The sequence below is a fragment of the Eleftheria terrae genome, from assembly GCF_030419005.1.
Taxonomy (GTDB): Bacteria; Pseudomonadota; Gammaproteobacteria; order Burkholderiales; family Burkholderiaceae_C; genus Caldimonas; species Caldimonas terrae.
In genome coordinates this window covers 79,800-102,170 of record NZ_CP106951.1, presented here as the reverse complement: position 1 = coordinate 102,170, position 22,371 = coordinate 79,800, and the positions used below count along the sequence as shown (strand labels likewise).

General features: G+C 67.1%; 16 protein-coding genes. 8 read left to right on the top strand and 8 right to left on the bottom strand.

What is annotated here, in order from left to right; genetic code table 11:
* Positions 1–45: 45 nt before the first annotated feature.
* The 6 genes from typA to rimP all read right to left on the bottom strand — a co-directional run bounded on the left by typA (position 46) and on the right by rimP (position 8,364).
* A complete protein-coding gene (typA, locus tag N7L95_RS00800; RefSeq protein WP_301257922.1) occupies positions 46–1,863 on the bottom strand; it encodes a translational GTPase TypA in 1,818 nt (605 codons plus the stop codon).
* 34 nt (positions 1,864–1,897) lie between these two features.
* Positions 1,898–2,866 carry a tRNA pseudouridine(55) synthase TruB gene (truB, locus tag N7L95_RS00795; protein ID WP_301257921.1) on the bottom strand — a complete coding sequence of 323 codons (969 nt, stop codon included), beginning with the start codon at positions 2,864–2,866 and terminating at the stop codon, positions 1,898–1,900.
* 14 nt (positions 2,867–2,880) lie between these two features.
* On the bottom strand, positions 2,881–3,243 hold the full coding sequence (gene rbfA, locus N7L95_RS00790; protein WP_301257920.1) for a 30S ribosome-binding factor RbfA: 363 nt from the start codon (positions 3,241–3,243) through the stop codon (positions 2,881–2,883).
* An 89-nt stretch (positions 3,244–3,332) separates the two neighbouring features.
* Complete coding sequence (gene infB / locus N7L95_RS00785; protein WP_301257919.1) at positions 3,333–6,257, bottom strand: translation initiation factor IF-2; 2,925 nt, start codon at positions 6,255–6,257, stop codon at positions 3,333–3,335.
* Between the two features lie 68 nt (positions 6,258–6,325).
* Entirely contained in the window at positions 6,326–7,804 is a 1,479-nt protein-coding gene (nusA, locus tag N7L95_RS00780; RefSeq protein WP_301257918.1) for a transcription termination factor NusA, read from the bottom strand.
* The gene (gene rimP, locus N7L95_RS00775) at positions 7,801–8,364 is read right to left on the bottom strand and encodes a ribosome maturation factor RimP (RefSeq protein ID WP_301257917.1); all 564 of its coding nucleotides are present in this window, start codon (positions 8,362–8,364) and stop codon (positions 7,801–7,803) included. Before rimP ends, nusA begins: the two co-directional genes overlap by 4 nt.
* A gap of 415 nt (positions 8,365–8,779) precedes the next feature.
* Between rimP and fabI the strand changes: the two genes are divergently transcribed.
* The gene (fabI, locus tag N7L95_RS00770; RefSeq protein ID WP_301257916.1) at positions 8,780–9,574 is read left to right on the top strand and encodes an enoyl-ACP reductase FabI; all 795 of its coding nucleotides are present in this window, start codon (positions 8,780–8,782) and stop codon (positions 9,572–9,574) included.
* A gap of 95 nt (positions 9,575–9,669) precedes the next feature.
* On the opposite strand, the gene N7L95_RS00765 is transcribed toward fabI, so the two are convergent.
* Positions 9,670–10,593, bottom strand: coding sequence for an SHOCT domain-containing protein (locus N7L95_RS00765; RefSeq protein ID WP_301257915.1), 924 nt, complete (start codon positions 10,591–10,593; stop codon positions 9,670–9,672).
* A 56-nt stretch (positions 10,594–10,649) separates the two neighbouring features.
* Positions 10,650–11,624 carry a glucokinase gene (locus N7L95_RS00760; protein WP_301257914.1) on the bottom strand — a complete coding sequence of 325 codons (975 nt, stop codon included), beginning with the start codon at positions 11,622–11,624 and terminating at the stop codon, positions 10,650–10,652.
* A gap of 681 nt (positions 11,625–12,305) precedes the next feature.
* Between N7L95_RS00760 and N7L95_RS00755 the strand changes: the two genes are divergently transcribed.
* From N7L95_RS00755 to N7L95_RS00725, 7 genes are all read left to right on the top strand, one after another.
* A complete protein-coding gene (locus tag N7L95_RS00755; protein WP_301257913.1) occupies positions 12,306–13,598 on the top strand; it encodes a maltoporin in 1,293 nt (430 codons plus the stop codon).
* 169 nt (positions 13,599–13,767) lie between these two features.
* Positions 13,768–15,447 (top strand): alpha-glucosidase family protein, encoded by a 1,680-nt coding sequence (locus N7L95_RS00750; RefSeq protein WP_301257912.1) that lies wholly within the window; start codon positions 13,768–13,770, stop codon positions 15,445–15,447.
* Between the two features lie 29 nt (positions 15,448–15,476).
* A complete protein-coding gene (locus N7L95_RS00745) occupies positions 15,477–16,577 on the top strand; it encodes an ABC transporter ATP-binding protein (protein ID WP_301257911.1) in 1,101 nt (366 codons plus the stop codon).
* Between the two features lie 73 nt (positions 16,578–16,650).
* Positions 16,651–17,853 (top strand): maltose/maltodextrin ABC transporter substrate-binding protein MalE, encoded by a 1,203-nt coding sequence (gene malE / locus N7L95_RS00740; RefSeq protein ID WP_301257910.1) that lies wholly within the window; start codon positions 16,651–16,653, stop codon positions 17,851–17,853.
* Between the two features lie 91 nt (positions 17,854–17,944).
* The gene (gene malF, locus N7L95_RS00735; protein WP_301257909.1) at positions 17,945–19,507 is read left to right on the top strand and encodes a maltose ABC transporter permease MalF; all 1,563 of its coding nucleotides are present in this window, start codon (positions 17,945–17,947) and stop codon (positions 19,505–19,507) included.
* A 22-nt stretch (positions 19,508–19,529) separates the two neighbouring features.
* A complete protein-coding gene (gene malG, locus N7L95_RS00730) occupies positions 19,530–20,420 on the top strand; it encodes a maltose ABC transporter permease MalG (RefSeq protein ID WP_301257908.1) in 891 nt (296 codons plus the stop codon).
* Between the two features lie 107 nt (positions 20,421–20,527).
* Positions 20,528–22,309: an alpha-amylase family glycosyl hydrolase gene (locus N7L95_RS00725; protein ID WP_301257907.1), complete on the top strand. Its 1,782-nt coding sequence runs from the start codon at positions 20,528–20,530 to the stop codon at positions 22,307–22,309.
* Positions 22,310–22,371 lie beyond the last annotated feature (62 nt).

Here is a 22,371-nt window from a genome sequence, read left to right as displayed (position 1 = left end):
GGCTGCCTGGCCATGCGTCAGCCTCACAAGAGCCTCACGACGGGATCAGGCCGCGTCGCGCGAGGCGCGCTTGCGCTCGTGCTCCTTCAGGAAACGCTTGCGCAGGCGGATGGACTTGGGCGTGATCTCGACCAGCTCGTCGTCCTCGATGAACTCGACCGCATACTCCAGCGTCAGCTCGATCGGCGGGGTGATCTTGATCGCATCTTCCTTGCCCGAGACGCGGAAGTTGGTCAGCTGCTTGGTACGCACGGCGTTGACCACCAGGTCGTTCTCGCGGCTGTGGATACCGACGATCATGCCTTCGTACACCGGGTCGCCGGCCTTCACGAACATGCGGCCGCGGTCGTCCAGCTTGCCGAGCGCGTAGGTCACGATCTCGCCGTCGTCCTGGCTGATCAGCACCCCGTTCTTGCGGCCTTCGATGTCGCCCTTGTGCGCTTCGTAGCCGTCGAAGATGTTGCTGATGAGGCCGGTACCGCGGGTCAGGTTCAGGAACTCGTTCTGGAAGCCGATCAGGCCCCGCGCCGGAATGCGGTACTCCAGGCGCACGCGGCCCATGCCGTCCGGCTCCATGTTGACCAGCTCGCCCTTGCGCAGACCCAGCGCCTGCATCACGCCGCCCTGGTGCTGTTCCTCGACGTCGGCCGTGACCAGCTCGATCGGCTCGTGCTTCTCGCCGTCCACGTCGTGGAAGACCACGCGCGGCTTGGAGACGGCCAGCTCGTAGCCTTCGCGGCGCATGTTCTCCAGCAGGATGGTCAGGTGCAGTTCACCGCGGCCGGAGACCTCGAAGACGCCGTCTTCGTCGGTGTCGCGCACGCGCAGCGCGACGTTGCTCTGCAGTTCGCGGTCCAGCCGGTCGCGGATCTGGCGGCTGGTGACGAACTTGCCTTCCCGGCCCGCCAGCGGGGAGTTGTTGACGCAGAAGTTCATCGTCAGCGTCGGCTCATCCACCGTCAGCATCGGCAGCGGGCGCGGGTCGTCCAGGCTGGTCAGCGTCACGCCGATGCCGATGTCCTCGATGCCGTTGATCAGCACGATGTCGCCGGGGCCGGCCGAGGTGGCCTGCTGGCGCTCCAGGCCTTCGAACTTCAGCACCTGGTTGACGCGGCACTTCTTCGGCGCGCTGTCGGGGCCGGCGAACATCGCCACGTCCTGCATCGGCTTGAGCGTGCCGCTGTTGACGCGGCCGATGCCGATGCGGCCGACGAAGGTGGAATAGTCGAGCGAGCAGATCTGCAGCTGCAGCGGCGCGTTCTCGTCACCCTCGTGCGGCGGCACGTGCTTCAGGATGGCGTCGAACAGCGGGGCCAGGTCGGTGCCGACCGCGCCCTCCTCCAGCGTCGCCCAGCCGTTCAGGCCGGAGGCGTAGACCACCGGGAAGTCCAGCTGTTCCTCGGTCGCACCCAGCTTGTCGAACAGGTCGAAGGTGGCGTTGATGACGTAGTCGGGGCGCGCGCCCGGACGGTCGACCTTGTTCACCACGACGATCGGCTTCAGGCCCAGGGCCAGCGCCTTCTTCGTCACGAAACGGGTCTGGGGCATCGGGCCTTCGACCGCGTCCACCAGCAGCAGCACGCTGTCCACCATGGACAGCACGCGCTCCACCTCGCCGCCGAAGTCGGCGTGCCCCGGGGTGTCGACGATGTTGATGTGGGTGCCCTGCCAGCTCACCGCGCAGTTCTTCGCCAGGATGGTGATGCCGCGCTCGCGTTCGAGGTCGTTGCTGTCCATCACACGCTCGCTGACCTGCTGGTTGTCGCGGAAGGTGCCCGATTGACGCAACAGCTGGTCGACCAGCGTCGTCTTGCCATGGTCGACGTGCGCGATGATGGCGATGTTGCGGATTTGCTTGCTCATAAGTTCGCTCTTGAAGACGTGCTCGATCGGCGAGTCACTGTGATGCTTGAGCGTTCAGGAGGCCTTGGACCTCCAGCGGGCTCAACAACCGCGTTGAAATCAGTTCACCGGCCCGCACGCTGCCGCTGCCGAGGAAGGCAGCCGGCTGCGGGCCGTACACGCGCACCTGCTCGGCGTCGGCATGCGCCGTGCGCCGCCGCATGCCGCTCAGGAAGCGGCCGGCGTCCTCGGCTTCCAGGCGCAGCACCGGCCAGTCGGCCAGCAGCGCGTCCACCGGCTGCAGGCAGGCGTCGCGCTCGGCTTCGCTCATTGCCTCCAGCTCGGCCAGGGTACGGGCGCCCTGCAAGGTCACCGGGCCGCTGCCGGTGCGGCGCAGCGCGCTCAGGTGGGCACCGCAGCCGAGCGCCTCGCCGATGTCCTCGGCCAGCGTGCGGATGTAGGTGCCCTTGCTGCAGCGTACCTCGATGTCGAGCGAGCTGCCCTGCCATTTCAGCACCTCGATGCTGAAGATCGTCACCTCGCGCGGCTCGCGCTCCACCTCGATGCCGGCACGAGCGTACTCGTACAAGGCACGGCCATCGCGCTTGAGTGCCGAATACATCGGCGGCACCTGCTGGATGGGCCCCATGAAGCGCATGCAGGCCTGCAGCAGCTGCTGTGGCACCACCTCCACCGGGCGCTGCTCCAAAACCTCGCCCTCGGCGTCGCCGGTGCTGGTACGCACGCCAAGCTGCAAGGTGGCACGGTAGGTCTTGTCGGCCTCCAGGCTCACCTGCGAGAACTTGGTCGCCGCGCCGAAGCACAGCGGCAGCAAGCCGGTGGCCAGCGGGTCCAGCGTGCCGGTATGGCCGGCCTTCTCCGCCCGCAACAGGCGCTTGACCTTCTGCAGCGCGTCGTTGCTGCTGAGGCCCAGCGGCTTGTCCAGCAGCAACACGCCGTGCACGGCACGGCGCGGCACGCGCTGGCGGGCGACTGGGGCGATGGGAGTGGTCTCGGCCTGCACGGCAGCGGTCCTCGTCAGTCCTTGGCGCGGTTGGCGTTTGCCTGGTTGATCAGGGCGTTCAGGTCGGCCGCGCGCTCGGTGGTGCGGTCGAAGCTGAAATGCAGCGTCGGCACGGTGTGGATCTGCAGGCGCTTGAACAGGCTGTTGCGCAGGAAACCGGCGGCTTCGTTCAGTGCCTCCTCGCTTTCCTGGGGGTCGCCCACCAGCAGCGAGAAGAAGATCTTCGCGTGCGCATAGTCGGGCGTCACCTCGACGGCGTTGATGGTGACCATGCCGATGCGCGGGTCCTTCAGGTCGCGGATCAGCTCGGCCACGTCGCGCTGGATCTGGTCGGCCACGCGGTAGCTGCGGTTGGGGATCGATCGCTTGTGTCGCATCGTCGTTTAACTCCTGTGCGGCTGCCCCTCAAACACAAACCCCGCCCATCTTTCGATCGGCGGGGCTTGCAGGTGCAACAAGAACCGCCTTACAGCGTCCGGGCCACTTCCTTGATCTCGAAGAACTCCAGCTGATCGCCTTCGGCAATGTCGTTGTAGTTCTTGATGTTCAGGCCGCACTCGAAGCCCTCTTTGACTTCCCGGACATCGTCCTTGAAGCGCTTGAGCGAGTCGAGTTCGCCGGTGAACACCACCACGTTGTTGCGCAGCAGGCGCAGGCGGGCATTGCGGCGCACGACGCCCGACAACACCATGCAACCTGCGATCGCGCCGACCTTGGAGGAGCGGAAGACCTGGCGGATCTCTGCCATGCCGATGACTTCTTCCTTCTGCTCCGGCGCCAGCATCCCCGACATCGCGGCGCGGATCTCGTCGACCGCGTCGTAGATGATGTTGTAGTAGCGCAGGTCCACGCCATTGCTCTCGGCGAGCTTGCGCGCACCGGCATCGGCCCGCGTGTTGAAGCCGATGATGACGCCCTTCGAGGCGATCGCCAGGTTGACGTCGCTTTCGCTGATGCCACCCACCGCGGCGTGCACGATCTGCACCTTCACCTCGTCGGTGGAGAGCTTCAGCAGCGAGGCAGCCAGCGCTTCCTGGGAACCTTGCACGTCGGCCTTGATGATCAGCGGCAGCGTCTGCGAGCCAGCCTGACCCATCTGCTCGAACATGTTCTCCAGCTTGGCGGCCTGCTGGCGGGCCAGCTTGACGTCGCGGTACTTGCCCTGGCGGAAGGTGGCGATCTCGCGCGCCCGGCGCTCGTCGGCCAGCACCATGAACTCGTCACCGGCTTGCGGCACCTCGGTCAGGCCCTGGATCTCGACCGGGATGGACGGGCCAGCCTCGGTGGCCGGGCGACCGGTCTCGTCCAGCATGGCACGCACGCGGCCATAGCTGGAGCCGGCCAGCACCACGTCGCCGCGCTTGAGCGTGCCAGACTGCACCAGCACGGTGGCAACCGGGCCGCGGCCCTTGTCGAGCTGGGCCTCGATCACCAGGCCCTTGGCCGGCGCGTCCTTGGCGGACATGAGCTCCAGCACCTCGGCCTGCAGCAGCACGTTCTCCAGCAGCTCGTCCACGCCCTGGCCGGTCTTGGCCGACACCGGGCAGAACGGCGATTCACCACCGAACTCCTCGGGCACCACTTGCTCGGCCACCAGCTCGGACTTCACGCGGTCCAGGTTGGCTTCGGCCTTGTCGATCTTGTTGACCGCCACGACGATGGGCACGCCGGCCGCCTTCGCGTGGTGGATGGCTTCCTTGGTCTGCGGCATCACGCCGTCGTCCGCCGCCACCACCAGGATGACGATGTCGGTCGCCTTGGCACCGCGGGCACGCATGGCCGTGAAAGCCTCGTGACCCGGGGTGTCGAGGAAGGTGATCATGCCGCGCGGCGTATCGACGTGATAGGCGCCGATGTGCTGCGTGATGCCGCCCGCCTCGCCGGCCGCCACGCGGCTGCGACGGATGTAGTCGAGCAGCGAGGTCTTGCCGTGGTCGACGTGGCCCATCACGGTGACGACCGGGGCGCGCGGCAGCAGCTCGGCGCCGGAGGTGGTCGCGTCTTCCTCCAGGAAGGCTTCCGGATCGTCCAGCTTGGCGGCGAAGGCCTTGTGGCCCATCTCCTCGACCAGGATCATCGCGGTCTCCTGGTCGAGTTGCTGGTTGATGGTGACCATCTGGCCCAGCTTCATCATCTGCTTGATGACTTCGGACGCCTTGACCGACATCTTGTGAGCCAGGTCGGCCACGCTGATGGTCTCGGGCACGTGCACCTCATGCACCTGCGCCTCGGTCGGGGCTACGAAGCCCGAGCCCGGCCCGCCGCGGTCGCCACGGCGCCCGCCACGACCGCCGGCCGGCGCACGCCAGCCCGGACGGGCACCGCCGGAGGAATCACCACGGGTCTTGAGCGCGCGCTTCTTCGCCGCGTCGTCAGCCCAGCTGGACGACAGCTTCTCGGACTTGACCGATTTCTTGTCGCCCGGCTTGGCCGCGCCTGCCCCGGCAGGCGCCGGCGCCGCAGCCCCCGGCGCAGCGGGAGCACCCGGTGCGGCCTTGGGCTTGTGGATGGTGCCCTTGATGCCTTCCTTGCTCGGATCGACCTTCGGCTTCTCTTCCTCGGGCTTCTTCGCGGTCAGCACCTTGCGGGGGGCCGCCATCATCGCGCGAATCGCAGCTGCCTCAGCTTCGGCAGCCTTGCGGCGCTTCTCAAGATCCATCAAACGTTGTTTCTCCTCGGCTTCCACCTCGGCAGCCTTCACGACACGCACACCGGGCCTGGGCGTTTCCGCCGGCGCCGCCGGTGCAGCAGCTGGAGCGGCCGGCGCGGCCGCGGGGGGTGCCGGCGGCTCAGCGGCCGTGCTGGCACCGACGACAGCAGCGGCTTCGGCCGCTGCACGAGCCGCCTCGGCTGCCCGGGCCGCGGCTTCCGCGGCGGCCTTCTCGGCAGCTTCACGGGCTTTGGCTTCGGCTTCCTCGCGCTGGCGGCGCTCTTCCTCTTCGCGCTGGCGGCGCTTCTCCGCCAGCTCTTCTTCCTGGCGGCGCAGCAGTTCGGCTTGGCGGCGCGCCTCTTCCTCACGGCGCTGCAGTTCCAGGTCCTCTTGCTCCGGCGCGGCCTGCAACGCCGGCTCTTCGACGGCAGGGCTCGGCTCGTCACGCTTGACGAACACGCGCTTCTTGCGCACTTCCACCTGGATGGTTCGCGCCTTGCCGGACGAGTCGGCCTGCTTGATCTCGGTGGTCGATTTGCGGGTCAGCGTGATCTTCTTGCGCTCGCTGCCGGCAGTGCCATGCGACGAGCGAAGGTAGTCCAGCAGACGTTCCTTGTCTGCCTCGGTCAGGGAGTCCTCCGGCGAACCTTTCGCCACCCCTGCGGCTTTCAGCTGGTCAAGCAGCGCCGTCGCGGGGCGGTTCAGCTCCGAGGCGAACTGTGCGACTGTGGTAACGGCCATTGTTTGGTGTCCTTGGGCAGAGCGAGTTCGGTGTGTGGCGGTTGCAGGCGGTGGCGGGTGGTCCGGGCTCAGGCGGTGAACCAGTGTTCCCGGGCCTTCATGATCAGACCCTTGGCCTGAGCCTCGTCCACGCCGGTGATCTCGGTCAGCTCGTCAACAGCCAGGTCGGCCAGGTCGTCGCGGGTATGGATGCCCGCTTCGGCCAGCTTGCCGATCAACTCGCCATTGAGGCCATCGAGATCGCGCAGGTCCTGCGACACTTCCTCGACCTTCTCTTCCTTGGCAATCTCCATCGTCAGCAGCACATCCTTGGCTCGGGTGCGCAGCTCGTTGATGGTGTCCTCGTCAAAGGACTCGATCTCCAGCATCTCCTGCAGCGGCACATAGGCCACTTCCTCAAGGCTGGTGAAACCTTCCTCGATCAGGATGTCGGCGACTTCCTCGTCCACATCCAGCTTGTCCATGAACAGGGCGCGGATCGCATTGCTTTCCTCGGCCTGTTTGGCCTGCGACTCCTCGGCCGTCATGATATTGATGCGCCAGCCGGTCAGCTCCGACGCCAGGCGCACGTTCTGGCCGCCGCGGCCGATGGCGATCGCGAGGTTCTCCTCGTCGACCACGACATCCATCGCATGGCGCTCCTCATCCACCACGATGGACACCACGTTGGCCGGCGCCAGCGCGCCGATGACGAACTGTGCCGGGTCTTCCGACCACAAGACGATATCCACGCGCTCGCCCGCCAGCTCGTTCGTGACCGCGTTGACACGCGAGCCACGCACGCCGACACAGGTGCCGATCGGATCGACCCGCTTGTCGTGCGACAGCACCGCGATCTTGGCGCGCGAACCGGCATCACGAGCGCAGCTCTTGATCTCCAGCAGACCTTGTTCGATTTCAGGCACTTCCTGGCGGAACAGCTCGACCATGAAGGCCGGGGCGCTGCGCGACAGCATGATCTGCGGGCCACGCGCCGTCGGATCGACCTCGGCGATGACAGCACGCACGCGGTCGCCGGTGCGCAGGTTTTCCTTCGGGATCATCTCGCCGCGCTTCAGGCGGCCTTCGACGCGGCCGGACTCGACGATCATGTCGCCCTTGTCCATGCGCTTGACGGTGCCCACGAAGATCTTGTCACCGCGCGACAGGAAATCGTTCAGCAGCTGCTCGCGCTCGGCATCGCGGATCTTCTGAAGGATGACCTGCTTGGCTGCCTGGGCGCCGATGCGGCCGATCGGCACCGAATCCACCGGTTCCTCGATGTAGTCGTCGACCTCGATGTCGCCGATCTGCTCGCGAGCCTCGAACAACAGGATCTCCGCCTCGGGCAGTTGCAGGCCAGCTTCGTCCGGCACCACGTGCCAGCGGCGGAAGGTCTCGTATTCGCCGGTGTCGCGGTCGATGGCCACGCGGACGTCGACTTCGCCTTCGTAAAGCTTCTTGGTGGCAGAGGCCAGCGCGGCTTCAACGGCACCGAACACCACCTCGCGGTCCACGCTCTTCTCGCGCGAAATCGCGTCGACCAGCATCAACAGTTCGCGGTTCATGATTCCTGACCTCCGTCTTCTTGTGCGTTCGCTGCAGGCGGCACGTCGGCAGCCTGCGACTTGCCACGGCGGCGACCCTTGAAGTCGACCACCGGCACAAGACGCGCCTCGCGCACCTCATCCAGCGAAAAATCCAATGCCTGATCCTGCTTGCCGTCGTTGAACACGAGACGCCAACCCTCGCCCTCGGGCGACAGCACACCGCGGTACTTCTTGCGGTTCTGGAATGCCACTTTGAGGGTGATGTCGACTTCGTGCCCGGCAAAACGCTGGTAGTCGGCCAGCTTGCGCAAGGGGCGATCGAGCCCGGGCGACGACACTTCGAGCCGCTCGTAGGCCACGCCTTCCACCTCCAGCAGGTACTGAAGCTGACGCGTCACCTTCTCGCAGTCGTCGACGGTGATGAACTCGCCGCTCGGATCCTGGGCCACGCGGTCGATATAGACACGCAGCAAGCCACCTGCACTGCGTTCGCACTCGACGAGCTCATAGCCCAAGCCCACCACCGTGCTCTCAACCAAAGCCTGCCATCCAACCTGCTGCACCACTGCCGTGTTCAACTCCGTGTGTCATGGACCGCGCGCGGTCCTGCCGCGCCGTCCTGGTACCAACCGCTCACCGAGGCCGCCTGAAGAGCAACCTCGCGCCGCCTTGCCTTGGCCGCCGGCCCTGCCGACCGCCAGGCGATCCGCGCCGGACGATGCGACAACCTCTCGACTGCCGAAGGCCGGCGCCCAAATACGGCGAATACCGATCAAGCAAAAAAAATGGGCTGGATAACTCCGCCCACTGACTATGACTTAGCGAAAGTCGGATTGTACTCCGCCCCAACAGCGCAAGCAAGTCCTGGGCCCGCTTTTTTCCTGCGGCCGCCATGGCCTCCGCGCGAGACAGCGGCCATCGGCAGGCACCAAAGGGGACCGATGCGCAGTCTGCCATGCCAAAATCCGGGATTGTTGACATTCTGGAGACACCATGGGTTTTCTCGCCGGCAAACGCCTTCTGATCACGGGGCTGCTGTCCAACCGCTCGATCGCCTACGGCATCGCGAAGGCCTGTCGCCGCGAAGGCGCCGAGCTGGCTTTCAGCTACGTCGGCGAGCGCTTCAAGGACCGCATCACGGAATTCGCGCGCGAATTCGATTCGGAACTGGTGTTTGACTGCGATGTCGGCGACGACGCCCAGATCGAACGGCTCTTCGCCGACCTGCGCACCAGCTGGCCGAGCTTCGACGGTTTTGTCCACGCCATCGGCTTCGCCCCGCGTGAGGCCATTGCCGGCGACTTCCTCGACGGCCTGTCGCGCGAGTCCTTCCGCATCGCCCACGAAATCTCGGCCTACAGCTTTCCGGCAATGGCCAAGGCCGCCGCGCCGATGCTCAACCCGAATGCCGCCCTGCTGACGCTCACCTACCTGGGCGCCGTGCGCTACGTTCCCAGCTACAACACGATGGGCGTGGCCAAGGCGGCACTCGAGTCCTCGGTGCGCTACCTGGCCTCCAGCCTCGGCCCGCGGGGCATTCGGGTCAACGGCATTTCGGCCGGTCCGATCAAGACGCTGGCCGCCTCCGGCATCAAGGGCTTCGGCAAGATCCTCAGTGTGGTGGAACAGAACGCACCGTTGCGCCGCAACGTGACCATCGACGATGTCGGCAACGTGGCGGCCTTCCTGCTGTCCGACCTGGCCGGCGGCGTGACGGCCGAGATCACGTATGTCGACGCCGGCTTCAGCCAGATGATGGGCGGCGTAGCAGAAGGCGCCGCCGACTGAGATCGCCCCCGGCGCACCAGCCAAAAGACCCGCCGAGGCGGGTCTTTTCATGCCTGGACGGCGCAGCACCCCCTCGGGGCGGCACTGCACGCCGCTCAGAGGCTCTGCAGGATCTCGCGGCGCTTCTGCTGGAACTCTTCCTCGCTGATCAGGTTCTGCTCGCGCAGGCGCTTGAGCGTGCGCAGGCGCTGCTCCTGCTCCTCGAAGAAGCGGCCGTCGCGTGCTGCGGGCGCGGCAGGCGCTGCAGGGGGCGGTGGGGCCGGCGCCGCGGCCGCCGGGGCGGCCACCGCTGCAGGGGCAGCCGCCCGGGCCGGCGCGGGCCGGGGTGCCGGCGCAGGCGCCGCAGTCGACGCCGCCACGGACTGGGCCGCCACGGGGAACGCCAGCCAATCGGCCCGCCGGGCCGTGCCGGCGGTGCTGACCAGCCGCGCCTTGCCAGCCGCCTGGCGCGAGCCGAACTCGAAGTCCGGCGCAATGTGCGTGCCGCGATAGGCGTTGACGAAGTCCAGCCGGCTGTCGTTGACGATGACCTGCAGCTCGCCACCCTTGACGAACAGGCGCGCCGTCACACCGGTGCCGACGCTGAGCAAGCCACCACCGCGCCGCGAGGTGCTGAGCAGCAGCACGTCGTCGCCCGGCCCGGCGTTGCGGAAGGCGCTGGCAAGCGGGCCCACCAGATCCTTCAACTCGTCCGCATGGAACAGCGACTCGGGCTCATCCTTCACCGTGATGGTGATGCTGCCGAGCGCCTGCGCCAGTTGCTCGGGCGACAGCACGGCCGGATGTTCGTTGGCCGGTGCACCGGCCTCCGCCGGCTGCAGCCTCACCGCGGTGAATTCGCCGATCGACCATTCGCGCCGCTTGGGGTGCGGGGCGTCCTTGGCCGCCGGCGCCTTCTCGGCAGACGAGCCAAACAGAAAATCCATCACCCCGGCATTCGCCGGTGCGGCGGACACGGCCAGAAGGGCCGCCGTCGCCAGGCCGGCGATGGTGGCTCGTGTGCGAGCTTGTCGATCCATGATGCTCCTCGTTGTGGTGGGGTGCGGCGGCCAGACCGGCCGCCGCCGGTGGCCGCTCAGGGCAGCTCTTCCAGCGCACGCGCGGCACCGATCAGCGCCGGCGTCCTCGCGTGCACGACAAAGGTCGGGATACCTTCCAGGTAGGACTTGAAGCGCCCCTTCTCCTCGAAGCGCTGGCGGAACTTCGAGCGCGCAAAGGCGTCCCCCAGGCGCGGCACGATGCCGCCGCCGATGTAGACGCCACCTGTGGCACCGACCGTCAGGGCCACGTTGCCCGCAACGTTGCCCAGGAAGCTGCAGAACAGGTCCAGCGTCGTGACGCATTGCGGGTCACGCCCATCAAGCGCCGCCGACGTGATGTCCGCGGCGGTCATCGACGGCGCAGCCACGCCGTTCACCTCGCAGACCGCCTGATGAAGGTTGAGCAGCCCGATGCCCGACACTGCCCGCTCGGCGGACACATGGCCGAAGCGGTGCCGTAGCGAGCGGATCACTGCCTCCTCCAGGTCATCCATCGGAGCAAGGGTCGCATGCCCGCCTTCGCCGTTGATCGGGATGGCACCATGGCCCGCCATGGCGGGCAGCAACCCGGATACGCCCAGGCCGGTGCCCGGCCCCACCAGGCCCAGCGGCCCCTTGGCGAGCGGCCGCCCGCCACCGACCTGGCGCAACTCGTCAGGCGCAAGCGCGGGCAGTGACAAGGCCAACGCCGTGAAGTCGTTGATGACCAGGAAACGGTCCATACCCAGCTGGCGCTGTACCGCCGAGATCGAGAACGACCAGTGATGGTTGGTCATCTGCACATGGTCGCCGACGATGGGATTGGCGATGCCGATCGCACACCAGCGCGGCTGCGGCTTTCCGTGTGCACGAAGGTAGTGGGCCATGGCGTCCTGCAACGTCGGGTACTCGGCGCAGGCATAGGTGGCGATATCCGACATCGGGACGCCGGGCGCCTCCAGCCAGGCGAAACGCGCGTTGGTGCCGCCGACGTCTCCCACCATGCGTGGGTAGCTTGTTGTTTGTTGCATCGAACCCCGAAAACCAAAAGAAACGCGGAAGGGCGCATGGCCGCCCCGCTTCCGCACGACGGCGACCGCACCCCGTAGAGCACAAAAGCACTGCCTATCTGTAGGCAAACTACAGCGGGATGGTAGTGAGCCTACTCGCCGCTGTCTAGAGGAAAGCCGGGCCGATTGCAGACGGCGTGACGGCGTTGGCGTGCCAATTTCGGGGTTTACCCTTGTTCACGCCCAGTAGTTTCATTACTAAAGTTCGCTCCGTTATAAAACTACAGCGTCCGTTGTAGTCGATGTACCTGTTTTGAAACCGACGAGCACAGCCATGTCTCCGCGCTTTCGCCCTGCCCACCTCGCGCTTCGTGCTGCACCCGTCGCTCGCCCCGGGCGGGCGGCCACGATGCCAGCATCGACCGAGGAAGGCCGCTCCGCTGCGCTGCGCCCCATGAAGCTTTGTTTCGTCGCTGCCCGGGGTTCATCTCAAGAGAGCCAGTTCGCGGCGCCTCCCCTGCGGGGCGCCGCCCCTTTTTCCGGTGGCTTCTTGCCCGCATGCCGATGGCTGATCGCGCTCGACGCAGCGCGTGCCGCCGGCCGGCCCCGCTTCCCTCATCCCCAACCGCTGGAGACCGGCCCCTCGCTCGGGCGCGTTCCGGCACTCACTACCCAAGCTAGAACTGAAAGAGGAGCATCCCGATGAGAGGTCGTTTCAAACTGCTGGCCATCGCGGCCGCGGCAGCAGGTGCGTTCGGCACGGCGCAGGCACAGTCCCAGGGGCTGGAATTCAACGGCTACTTCCGCACTGGCGTTGGCAGCTCGAGCGAAGGCAGCAAGCAGGCGTGCTTCCAGAACCCGGCCACGGGCGATGTGAAGTACCGCCTCGGCAACGAGTGCGAGACCTATGGCGAGGTGGCCTTCTCGCTGCCCTTTGGCAAGAAGGACACCGGCCCCTATGCCAAGTACACGCTGATGCTGGCGACCAAAGAGGACAACGGCGCCAGTGACGCGGAGAGCGTCGACGGCGACAAGTTCGACATCATGAGCCGGCAGAACTTCATCCAGGCCGGCGGCTTCTTCGGCCCGGGTGCCCTGCAGGACGCGAAGGTGTGGGTGGGCAAGCGCTACTACAACCGCCATGACGTCCATATCAACGACTACTACTACTGGAACAACAGCGGCCTGGGCGGTGGTATCGAGGACATCGCGCTCGGCCAGACTGCGAAGCTCGCCATCGCCTACCACCAGAAAGGCGATGACCAGGACGTGACGGACACCGCCAACGCACTGAACACGCGCCGGCTGTCGGCCCGTGTCTACGACATCGCGGTGAACCAGGGCGGCAAGCTGGAAGCGGAACTGGCCATCCTCAAGGGTGACAGCTCCGGCGCTCCTTACGAGATCCAGAAGGACGGTTCGAAGAAACCGGTCGGCAAGGGCAGCGGCTTCGCCCTGTTCGTCGAGCACATGCAGACCGGCATCCTGGGCGGCTACAACAAGCTGGCCCTCGTGTACGGCCAGGACGCTGGCGCCGGCGGGAAATACATTCCGACCTATCGCAACGCCACCGACAATGTGGACGGCAAGGAGTTCCGCCTGGTCGAACAGCTCTTCATCGCGCCGGCGGGCTCGAACTGGTCGGGCCAGGGTGTGTTCGGCTACCAGCATTACAAGCCTGACAACGGTGACAAGCAGACCTGGCTGACCATCGGCGTGCGTCCGCAGTACAACTTCACGGACAACTTCAGCCTGGCCTTCGAGCTCGGCCACGACCGCACCAAGACCGAAGGCAGCCCGGCGGCCAAGCTGACCAAGTTCACGGTGGCGCCGCAGCTGTCCCTGGGCCGCGGCTTCTGGTCGCGCCCGGTGTTCCGCGCCTTCGCCACCTATGCCAAGTGGAACGACGAAGCGGGCGACGCCAAGACCGGCGGCGTCTTCGGCGACGACAACAACGGCATGACCTACGGTATCCAAGTCGAAGCCTGGTGGTAAGCCGCCTCCGCCCGCCGGGCCCCAGGGGCCGGCGGGCTGGCGCGCAACGAGCCTCCCGGGGCGGGCACCGCCCGCCCTCACTGGCATGCGCAGCCGGCACCCGGCCTGCTGCGCATGCCAGTGAGACCCCTCTCCTCCGTCCATCACCCGAACCCAAGAGACTGCTCTCATGGCCTCGAAAGCACACAACACCCCCGGCACCTCCTGGTGGCGCGGCGGCGTCATCTATCAGATCTACCCGCGCAGCTTCGCTGACAGCAACGGCGATGGCATCGGCGACCTGCCCGGCATCATCGAGCGCCTGCCCTACATCGCCGGCCTGGGCGTGGACGCGATCTGGATCTCGCCCTTCTTCCGCTCGCCGATGAAGGACTTCGGCTACGACATCTCGGACTACCGCGACGTCGACCCGATGTTCGGGACGCTGGCCGATTTCGACCGGCTGATCGCCCGCGCGCATGAGCTGGGGGTGAAAGTCGTCATCGACCAGGTGCTCTCGCACACCTCCGACCAGCACGCCTGGTTCAAGGAAAGCCGCAAGAGCCGGAGCAATCCCAAGGCCGACTGGTATGTCTGGGCCCATCCGAAGGCCGACGGCACCCCGCCGACCAACTGGCTGAGCGTGTTCGGTGGCTCCGCCTGGCAGTGGGACGCCACCCGGCGGCAGTACTACCTGCACAACTTCCTCACCAGCCAGCCTGACCTGAACTTCCACTGCGAGGAAGTGCAGCAACAGATCCTGGCAGATATCCGGTTCTGGCTGGACCGCGGTGTCGATGGCTTCCGCTTCGATGCCTGCAACTTCCATTTCCACGACCGCCAGCTGCGCGACAACCCGCCGGCCACCAAGCGCGACAACAAGACCGTGCAGGACACCAATCCCTACGGCATGCAGTCGCACAAGTACGACAAGACGCAGTTCGAGAACATCGCTTTCCTCGAGAAGATCCGGGTGCTGCTGGACGAGTACGGTGCAGCCAGCGTCGGCGAGGTGGGCGACGACAACTCGCTGGCCACCATGGCCGCCTACACCGCCAGCGGCAACAAGCTGCACATGGCCTACAGCTTCAACCTGCTGACGGCCGAGAACACCGCGACCTACATCCGCAGCCAGGTCGAGGAGCTGGAAGCGGCGATGGACGGTGGCTGGCCCTGCTGGTCCATCGGCAACCACGACGTGGCCCGCGTGCTGACGCGCTGGGGCGGCCCCGGCGCCACGCCCGACTACAACAAGGTGGCGCTGGCCATGCTGCTGTCGCTGCGCGGCAGCGCCTGCTGGTACCAGGGCGACGAGCTCGGCCTGCCCGAGGCCGACATTCCTTTCGAGAAGCTGCAGGACCCCTACGGCATCACCTTCTGGCCGGAGTTCAAGGGCCGCGACGGCTGCCGCACGCCCATGCCGTGGGCGCGCGACCTGCCGCATGCCGGCTTCAGCGGCGGCCGCGACGTGGAGCCCTGGCTGCCGGTGCCGCCGGAGCACGCGGCCCGCGCGGTCGACGTCAACGAAGCCGACCCGGCCTCCCCGCTGCACTTCACCCGCCGCTTCCTGGCATGGCGCAAGACGCAGCCGGCGCTGCTGGAAGGCAGCATCGTCTTCCTCGACGCGCCCGAGCCGGTGCTGGCCCTCATCCGCACCCCTGCCACCGGCGCCCCCGTGCTGGCCCTCTTCAACCTGGGCGGGCAAGCAGTGACACTGGAGCTGCCGGACGCGCCCGCCAGCCAGGCCCTCGACGGCCACGGCTTCGCGGCAGCGCAGGTCGGCCAGCGCCAGGGCGCGCGCTTCACGCTGCCGCCCTATGGCGCCTATTTCGGACTGGCGAGCACGGCCACTGCGGCTCGCCGCCCCTGAAGAACCTCCAGAGCACCCAGCAAGCACCGATGGCACACCTCCAACTCAAGGCCCTGCGTAAGTCCTACGGCGACGTCCAGACCCTGCATGGCATCGACCTCGAGATCCAGGACGGCGAATTCGTCGTTTTCGTCGGCCCCTCGGGTTGCGGCAAGTCGACGCTGCTGCGCTGCATCGCCGGCCTGGAGGAAATCACGAGTGGCGAGCTGCACATCGGCGGGCAAGTGGTCAACGAGGTGCCGCCCGCCAAACGCGGCATCGCGATGGTGTTCCAGAGCTATGCGCTCTACCCGCACATGACCGTGGCCGAGAACATGGCCTTCGGCCTGCGGCTGGCCGGCTACAAGAAGGACGAGCAACAGGCCGCGGTCAAGCGCGCCGCGCAGATCCTGCAGATCGAGCACCTGCTGGAGCGCAAGCCCAAGGCACTGTCGGGCGGGCAGCGCCAGCGGGTGGCGATCGGCCGCGCCATCGTGCGCAAGCCAGGTGTCTTCCTGTTCGATGAGCCGCTGTCCAACCTCGACGCCGCGCTGCGCGTGCAAATGCGGGTCGAGCTGTCGCGCCTGCACCGGGAGCTGAAGACGACCATGGTCTACGTCACCCACGACCAGGTCGAGGCCATGACGCTGGCCAACCGCATCGTGGTCTTCAACGCCGGCCGCATCGAGCAGGTGGGCACGCCGATGCAGCTCTACCACCAGCCGGCCAACCTTTTCGTGGCGGGCTTCATCGGCTCGCCGAAGATGAACTTCATCCCCGCCACGCTGGTGGCCGCGACGGCCGAGACCGCGGAGGTCCGGCTGGCCGACGGCGCCAGCGTGCAGGTGGCGGTGGATGCACGCCGCCTGGCGCCCGGCGCCAAGGTGACGCTCGGCGCCCGGCCGGAGCACATCGACGCCGGCAGCGCCCAGCCGGGCAAGGAACTGCGCGGCCAGGTGCAACTGGCCGAGCACCTCGGCGATGCCACCTACCTCTATGTGGAGGTGGCCGGCGCCCAGGCACCGGTAGTGGTGCGCGCCGATGCCGCCAACCCGCTGACCACCGGCGACACCGCGCGCCTGGGGCTGGCGCCGCAACGCTGCTTCCTGTTCGACGAACAAGGCGTGGCCCTGCCGCGCGCCGGTGCCTGAGGCTGCTGGCAGCACATCAACGGCGAACCGACTTTCATTAGCGCCAACAAGGCAATTCCAAAGGAGCAACGCTATGAGCATTCAACGTCAACGCATCCGGGGGGTGGCGCTCGCCGCCGCCCTGGCGCTTTCGGCCGGCTTCGCAGGCACCGTCGCGGCCGCCGAGCCGGGCAAGCTGCTGATCTGGATCAACGGCGACAAGGGCTACAACGGCCTGGCCAAGGTGGGCGAGGAATTCACCAAGGCCACCGGCGTGCAGGTGGTGGTCGAGCATCCCGAGGACGCGCCCAACAAGTTCCAGCAGGCGGCCGCCGCCGGCAAGGGCCCCGACATCTGGATCTGGCCGCACGACCGGGTGGGCGAATGGATCGCCGGCGGCCTGCTGCAGCCGGTCAGCCCGGGCAAGAAGGTACAGGCCGACATCGACCCGCTGGCCTGGAAGGCCTTCACCGTGGGTGGCCGCACCTGGGGCTACCCGATCGCGATGGAAGCCGTCTCGCTGATCTACAACAAGGACCTGGTGCCCAACCCGCCCAAGACCTTCGAAGAAGTGGCCGCGCTCGACAAGAAGCTGTCGGCTCAGGGCAAGAAGGCGATGCTGTGGGACTACAACAACGCCTATTTCACCTGGCCACTGCTGGCTGCCAACGGCGCCTATGCCTTCAAGCCGAAGGCCGACGGCAGCTTTGACGCTGCCGACACCGGCGTGAACAACGCCGGCGCGCTCAAGGGCGCCGAGGTGCTGGCCAAGCTGATCAAGGACGGCGTGATGCCCAAGGGTGCCAGCTATTCCGACATGGAAGCCGGCGTGAACCAGGGCAAGGTGGCGATGATGATCAGCGGCCCCTGGGCCTGGGACAACCTGAGAAAGTCCAAGATCAACTTCGGCGTCACCCAGATCCCGAGCGTGGCCGGCAAGCCGGCCGCGCCCTTCGTCGGCGTGCTGGGCGCGATGGTCTCCAAGGCTTCGCCCAACCGTGACATCGCGGTGGAGTTCATCGAGAACCACATGCTCACCGTCAAGGGCCTGAAGACCATCGACGCCGACGTGCCGCTGGGCACCCCGGCCAGCAAGGCGCTGTACGGCGAGCTCAAGAGCAACCCGAACATCCAGGCGACGATGGCCAGCGCGCAGGCCGGCGCGCCGATGCCCAACAACACCGAGATGGGCCGCTTCTGGTCGTCGATGAATTCGGCGCTGCAGAACATCACCGAAGGCCGGCAGAGCCCGAAGGAAGCGCTGGACGCGGCCGCCAAGCGCATCAGCGCGAAGTAACTCCCTGCCCTCATGCGGCCCGGCCCGCGCCGGGCCGCCCTTTCCCGGTGAGGCGCCGGCCCTGTTTGCCTGCGCCCTGAACGTGATCCAGATGAACCAGTCGTCTTCAGGCATGCAGCGTTGGGTGTGGCCGGCCGTCGCAACGGCCCTGGCCCTCGCCTCGCTCTACTTCGTCACCATCGTCTACGCCGCGGGCGAGTTCCTGCTGGCCGGCACCATCCTGGTGGTGGTGGCCCTGGCGGCCTGGGTCTACACCTCGCCGCGCTTCTATGCGTGGCGCTACCTGTTCCCGGGGGTCGCGGCGGTGGCGATCTTCGTGGTGCTGCCCATCCTCTACACCGTGACGATCGGCTTCACGAACTACAGCACCAACAACCTGCTGAAGTTCGAGCGCACGACCGCCTACTTCCTTGAAGAAACCTATGAGGCCGAAGGCAAGACCTACGGCTTCGCGCTGCTGCAGCAGGGCCAGCGCCACCGCATCCGGCTCACCGAGAGCGAGGGCGAGCAAGCCTTCCTGACGCCGGAACTGGAGCTGTCCGCCCCCTCCGAGGCCGCCGCGCCGGCCAAGGCCGAGCACAAACACGTGAAGGCGCAAGCCGCGGCAGCCGATGCGGGCGCCGGCGAGGCACTGCCCATCAAGGAGCTGATCCGCCTGCAGCCGGCGCTGAAGGCCTATACGGTGGAGCTGCCTGACGGCAGCCAGGTGCGCATGACCGGCCTGCGCCAGTTCGGCCCGGTCGCCAAGCTGTACAAGAAGAACGACGACGGCACGCTGGTGAACCAGCAGACCGGCGAGGTGCTGAAGCCCAATTTCGAGGCCGGCTTCTACCAGACCGCCAGCGGGCAGAACGTGCCGCCCGGCTTCCAGGTCAACATCGGCCTGACGCACTTCAAGCAGATCTTCACCGACGCGGCTTTCCGCGAGCCCTTCCTGCGCATCTTCGGCTGGACCGTGGCCTTCGCCGGCCTCACGGTGCTCTTCGCGGCGGGCCTGGGCATCCTGCTGGCCGTGCTGCTGAGCTGGGAGGCCCTGCGCTTCAAGGGCGTGTACCAGACGCTGCTGTTCCTGCCGTATGCGGTGCCGGGCTTCATCTCCATCCTGGTGTTCAAGGGCCTGTTCAACAACAACTTCGGCGAGATCAACCTCATCCTCGACGCGCTGTTCGGCGTCAAGCCGGCCTGGTTCTCGGACCCGCTGCTGGCCAAGACGATGATCCTGATCGTCAACACCTGGCTCGGCTACCCCTACATGATGGTGGTGACGATGGGCCTCATCAAGGCGATTCCGGCCGACCTGTACGAGGCATCGGCGGTGGCCGGCGCGGGGCCGCTGACCAACTTCTTCCGTATCACGATGCCGCTGGTGCTCAAGCCGCTCACGCCGCTGCTGATCGCCGCCTTCGCCTTCAACTTCAACAACTTCGTGCTGATCAGCCTGCTGACCAACGGCCGGCCGGACTTCCTCGACACCCAGGTGCCCGCCGGCACCACCGACATCCTCGTGTCCTACACCTACCGCATCGCCTTCGAGGACTCGGGCCAGAACTTCGGCCTGGCCGCCGCGATCTCGACCGTGGTCTTCGCCATGGTGGCACTGCTGTCGTGGATCAACCTGCGGGCCACCCGCATCACCAAGGAAGAGGCCCGCTGAGGGCCGCAGGGAGCAAGAGCAGATGGCCATCGTCCTCGACAAGTCGCACCGCTGGCGCGTGGTTGCCGCGCATGCCTGCCTGATCGCGCTGGTGTGTGTGGTGATCTTCCCGTTCCTGATGATCCTGTCGATCTCGCTGCGACCCGGCAACTTCGCCAGCGGCAGCCTGATCCCCGACCAGATCAGCCTGGAACACTGGAAGCTGGCCCTCGGCTTCAGCTATGAAGGACCGGACGGCAAGCTGGTGCAGCCGCCCTTCCCGGTGCTGCTGTGGCTGTGGAATTCCATCAAGGTGGCCACCTTGTCGGCCATCCTCATGGTGCTGCTGTCCACCACCGCAGCCTATGCCTTCGCCCGCATGAAGTTCCGCGGCAAGTCGCAGGCGCTGTCGGCACTGATGCTGATCCAGATGTTCCCGGCGGTGCTGGCGCTGGTGGCCATCTACGCGATCTTCGACCGCATCGGCAACGTCTTCCCGCTGTTCGGCCTCGACAGCCATGCCTCGCTGCTGCTGGCCTATGCCGGCGGCATCGGGCTGCATGTCTGGACCATCAAGGGCTACTTCGACACCATCCCGGCCGAGATCGAGGAAGCGGCGAAGGTGGACGGCGCCTCGCCCTTCCAGGCCTTCCGGCTGGTGCTGTTGCCGATGGCGGTGCCCATCCTGATGGTGGTGTTCCTGCTGGCCTTCATCGGCGCCATCATCGAATACCCCGTGGCCTCGGTGCTGCTGAGCGAGGAGCGCAACCTGACGCTGGCCGTCGGCTCCCGTCTCTTCCTCTACGAGCAGCGCTTCCTGTGGGGCGACTTCGCGGCGGCAGCCATCCTGTCGGGCCTGCCGATCACGGTGGTCTTCATCCTGGCGCAGAAATGGATGGTGTCGGGCCTGACGGCCGGCGGCATCAAGGGCTGAGGACGCCCGCCGCCGACACACGCGCCCGGGCGCCGGCATCGCCCGTCATGTTCCCCGTCTTCCACGGGCGCCCCGGCCGGCGCGCCCGGCAGCCGCATGGATCCGCTATGCCCACTGACCTGCTCTCGCCCATCCGCCCGCCGCGACTGCGCGGCCTGAGCGGCCGCCTGCGCCGCCAACTGGCGCCCGCCCTGCTGGCCACCGGCCTGCTGGCGGGGTGCGCCGGTGCGCCGCCCTCGGCCCCCGGCAGCGAGCCGGCGGTGGCCGGCACCGCGACCGGCCGTGCCGGCCCGGCATCGGGCAGCTTCGCCGACAACCCGATCGTCTACTTCGTGGTCACCGACCGCTTCCACAACGGCAACCCATCCAATGACCATGCCTATGGCCGCCAGAAGGACGGTGGCCAGGAAATCGGCACCTTCCATGGCGGCGACCTGAAGGGCCTGACCCTCAAGCTGCGCGAGGGCTGGTTCAAGCAGCTCGGCGTCAATGCGCTGTGGATCACGGCGCCGTATGAACAGATCCGCGGCTGGGTGGTGGGCGGCGACAAGGCCTTCAAGCACTATGGCTACCACGGCTACTACGCCCTCGACTACACGGTGCTCGACCAGAACATGGGCACGCCGCAGGAGCTGCGCGAGATGGTGGACGAGGCGCATGCACAGGGCATCCGCGTGCTGTTCGACGTGGTGCTCAACCACCCCGGCTACCTCGATCTGCAGACCGCCCGTGAGCTGCTGCCACGCGTGGTGTGGCCGGGCTCGGAGCAGGCGACGCTGCGCGACTACCACAGCTACATCGACTACAACAACCCGGCCCTCGCCGACTGGTGGGGCAGCGACTGGATACGGGCGAGCCTGGCCGGCTACAAGGAAGAAGGCGGCCGCGACGACCTGACGATGCAGGTGGCTTTCCTGCCCGACTTCCGCACCGAAGACCCCGCCCCGGTGAAGCTGCCGGCCTTCCTGCGCCGCAAGCCGGGCACGGCTGCGGCGGACCTGCCACAGACCCCGGTGCGCGGCTACCTGGTGCACTGGCTCACCCAGTGGGTGCGCGATTACGGCATCGACGGCTTCCGGGCCGACACCGTCAAGCATGTGGAGCCGCAGGCCTGGCTCGAACTCAAGCGCTCGGCCACGCTGGCGCTGGCCGACTGGAAGGCGCGCCATCCCGATCGCAAGATCGATGACGCCCCCTTCTGGATGGTGGGCGAGTACTGGGGCCACGGGCCGCGCCGCAGCGAGTGGCACGACGCCGGCTTCGATGCGTTGATCGACTTCGAATTCCAGCAGCGCGGCGCCAGCTTCGCGCGACCGGAGGCGCTCTTCGCCGACTACGCGCGCATCTATGCGGGGCGACCCGGCTTCAGCAACCTGGCCTACCTGTCGTCCCACGACACCACGCTGTTCGACCGCAGCCGCCTGTTCGAGGCCGGCAGCGCGCTGCTGCTGGCGCCCGGGGGCGTGCAGATCTACTACGGTGACGAGACGGCCCGGCCAGCCGGCCCCGCGCCGGCCAGCGACGCGCAGCAGGCGACCCGTTCCGACATGAACTGGAGCACCGCGGACACCGCGCTGCTGGCCCACTGGCGCAAGCTTGGCAGCTTCCGCGCCCGCCATGTGGCCCTTGCACGCGGAAGGCACCAGATGTTGCAAGAAGAACCGTACGTGTTCAGCCGGGTGGACGCCACCAGCGGCGACCGGGTCGTGGTGGCGCTGCCTGTGCCCGGCCGGCTGGCGCTGCCGGTGGGTGATGTGTTCCCGGAAGGCGAGGTGCTGCACGAGGCGTACAGCGGCCAGACGCTGCGCGTGAAGGACGGCCGGGTGCAGCTCGACGCCGGCCGCGTCGTGCTGCTGGAGCGGTCCCACTCCGCCACGCCGCGTCGCTGAAGGACAGGCAGCCCAGCATGGAGGCCCACCGAAACTTCGATACAGTGCGCATGGAGAGCGAT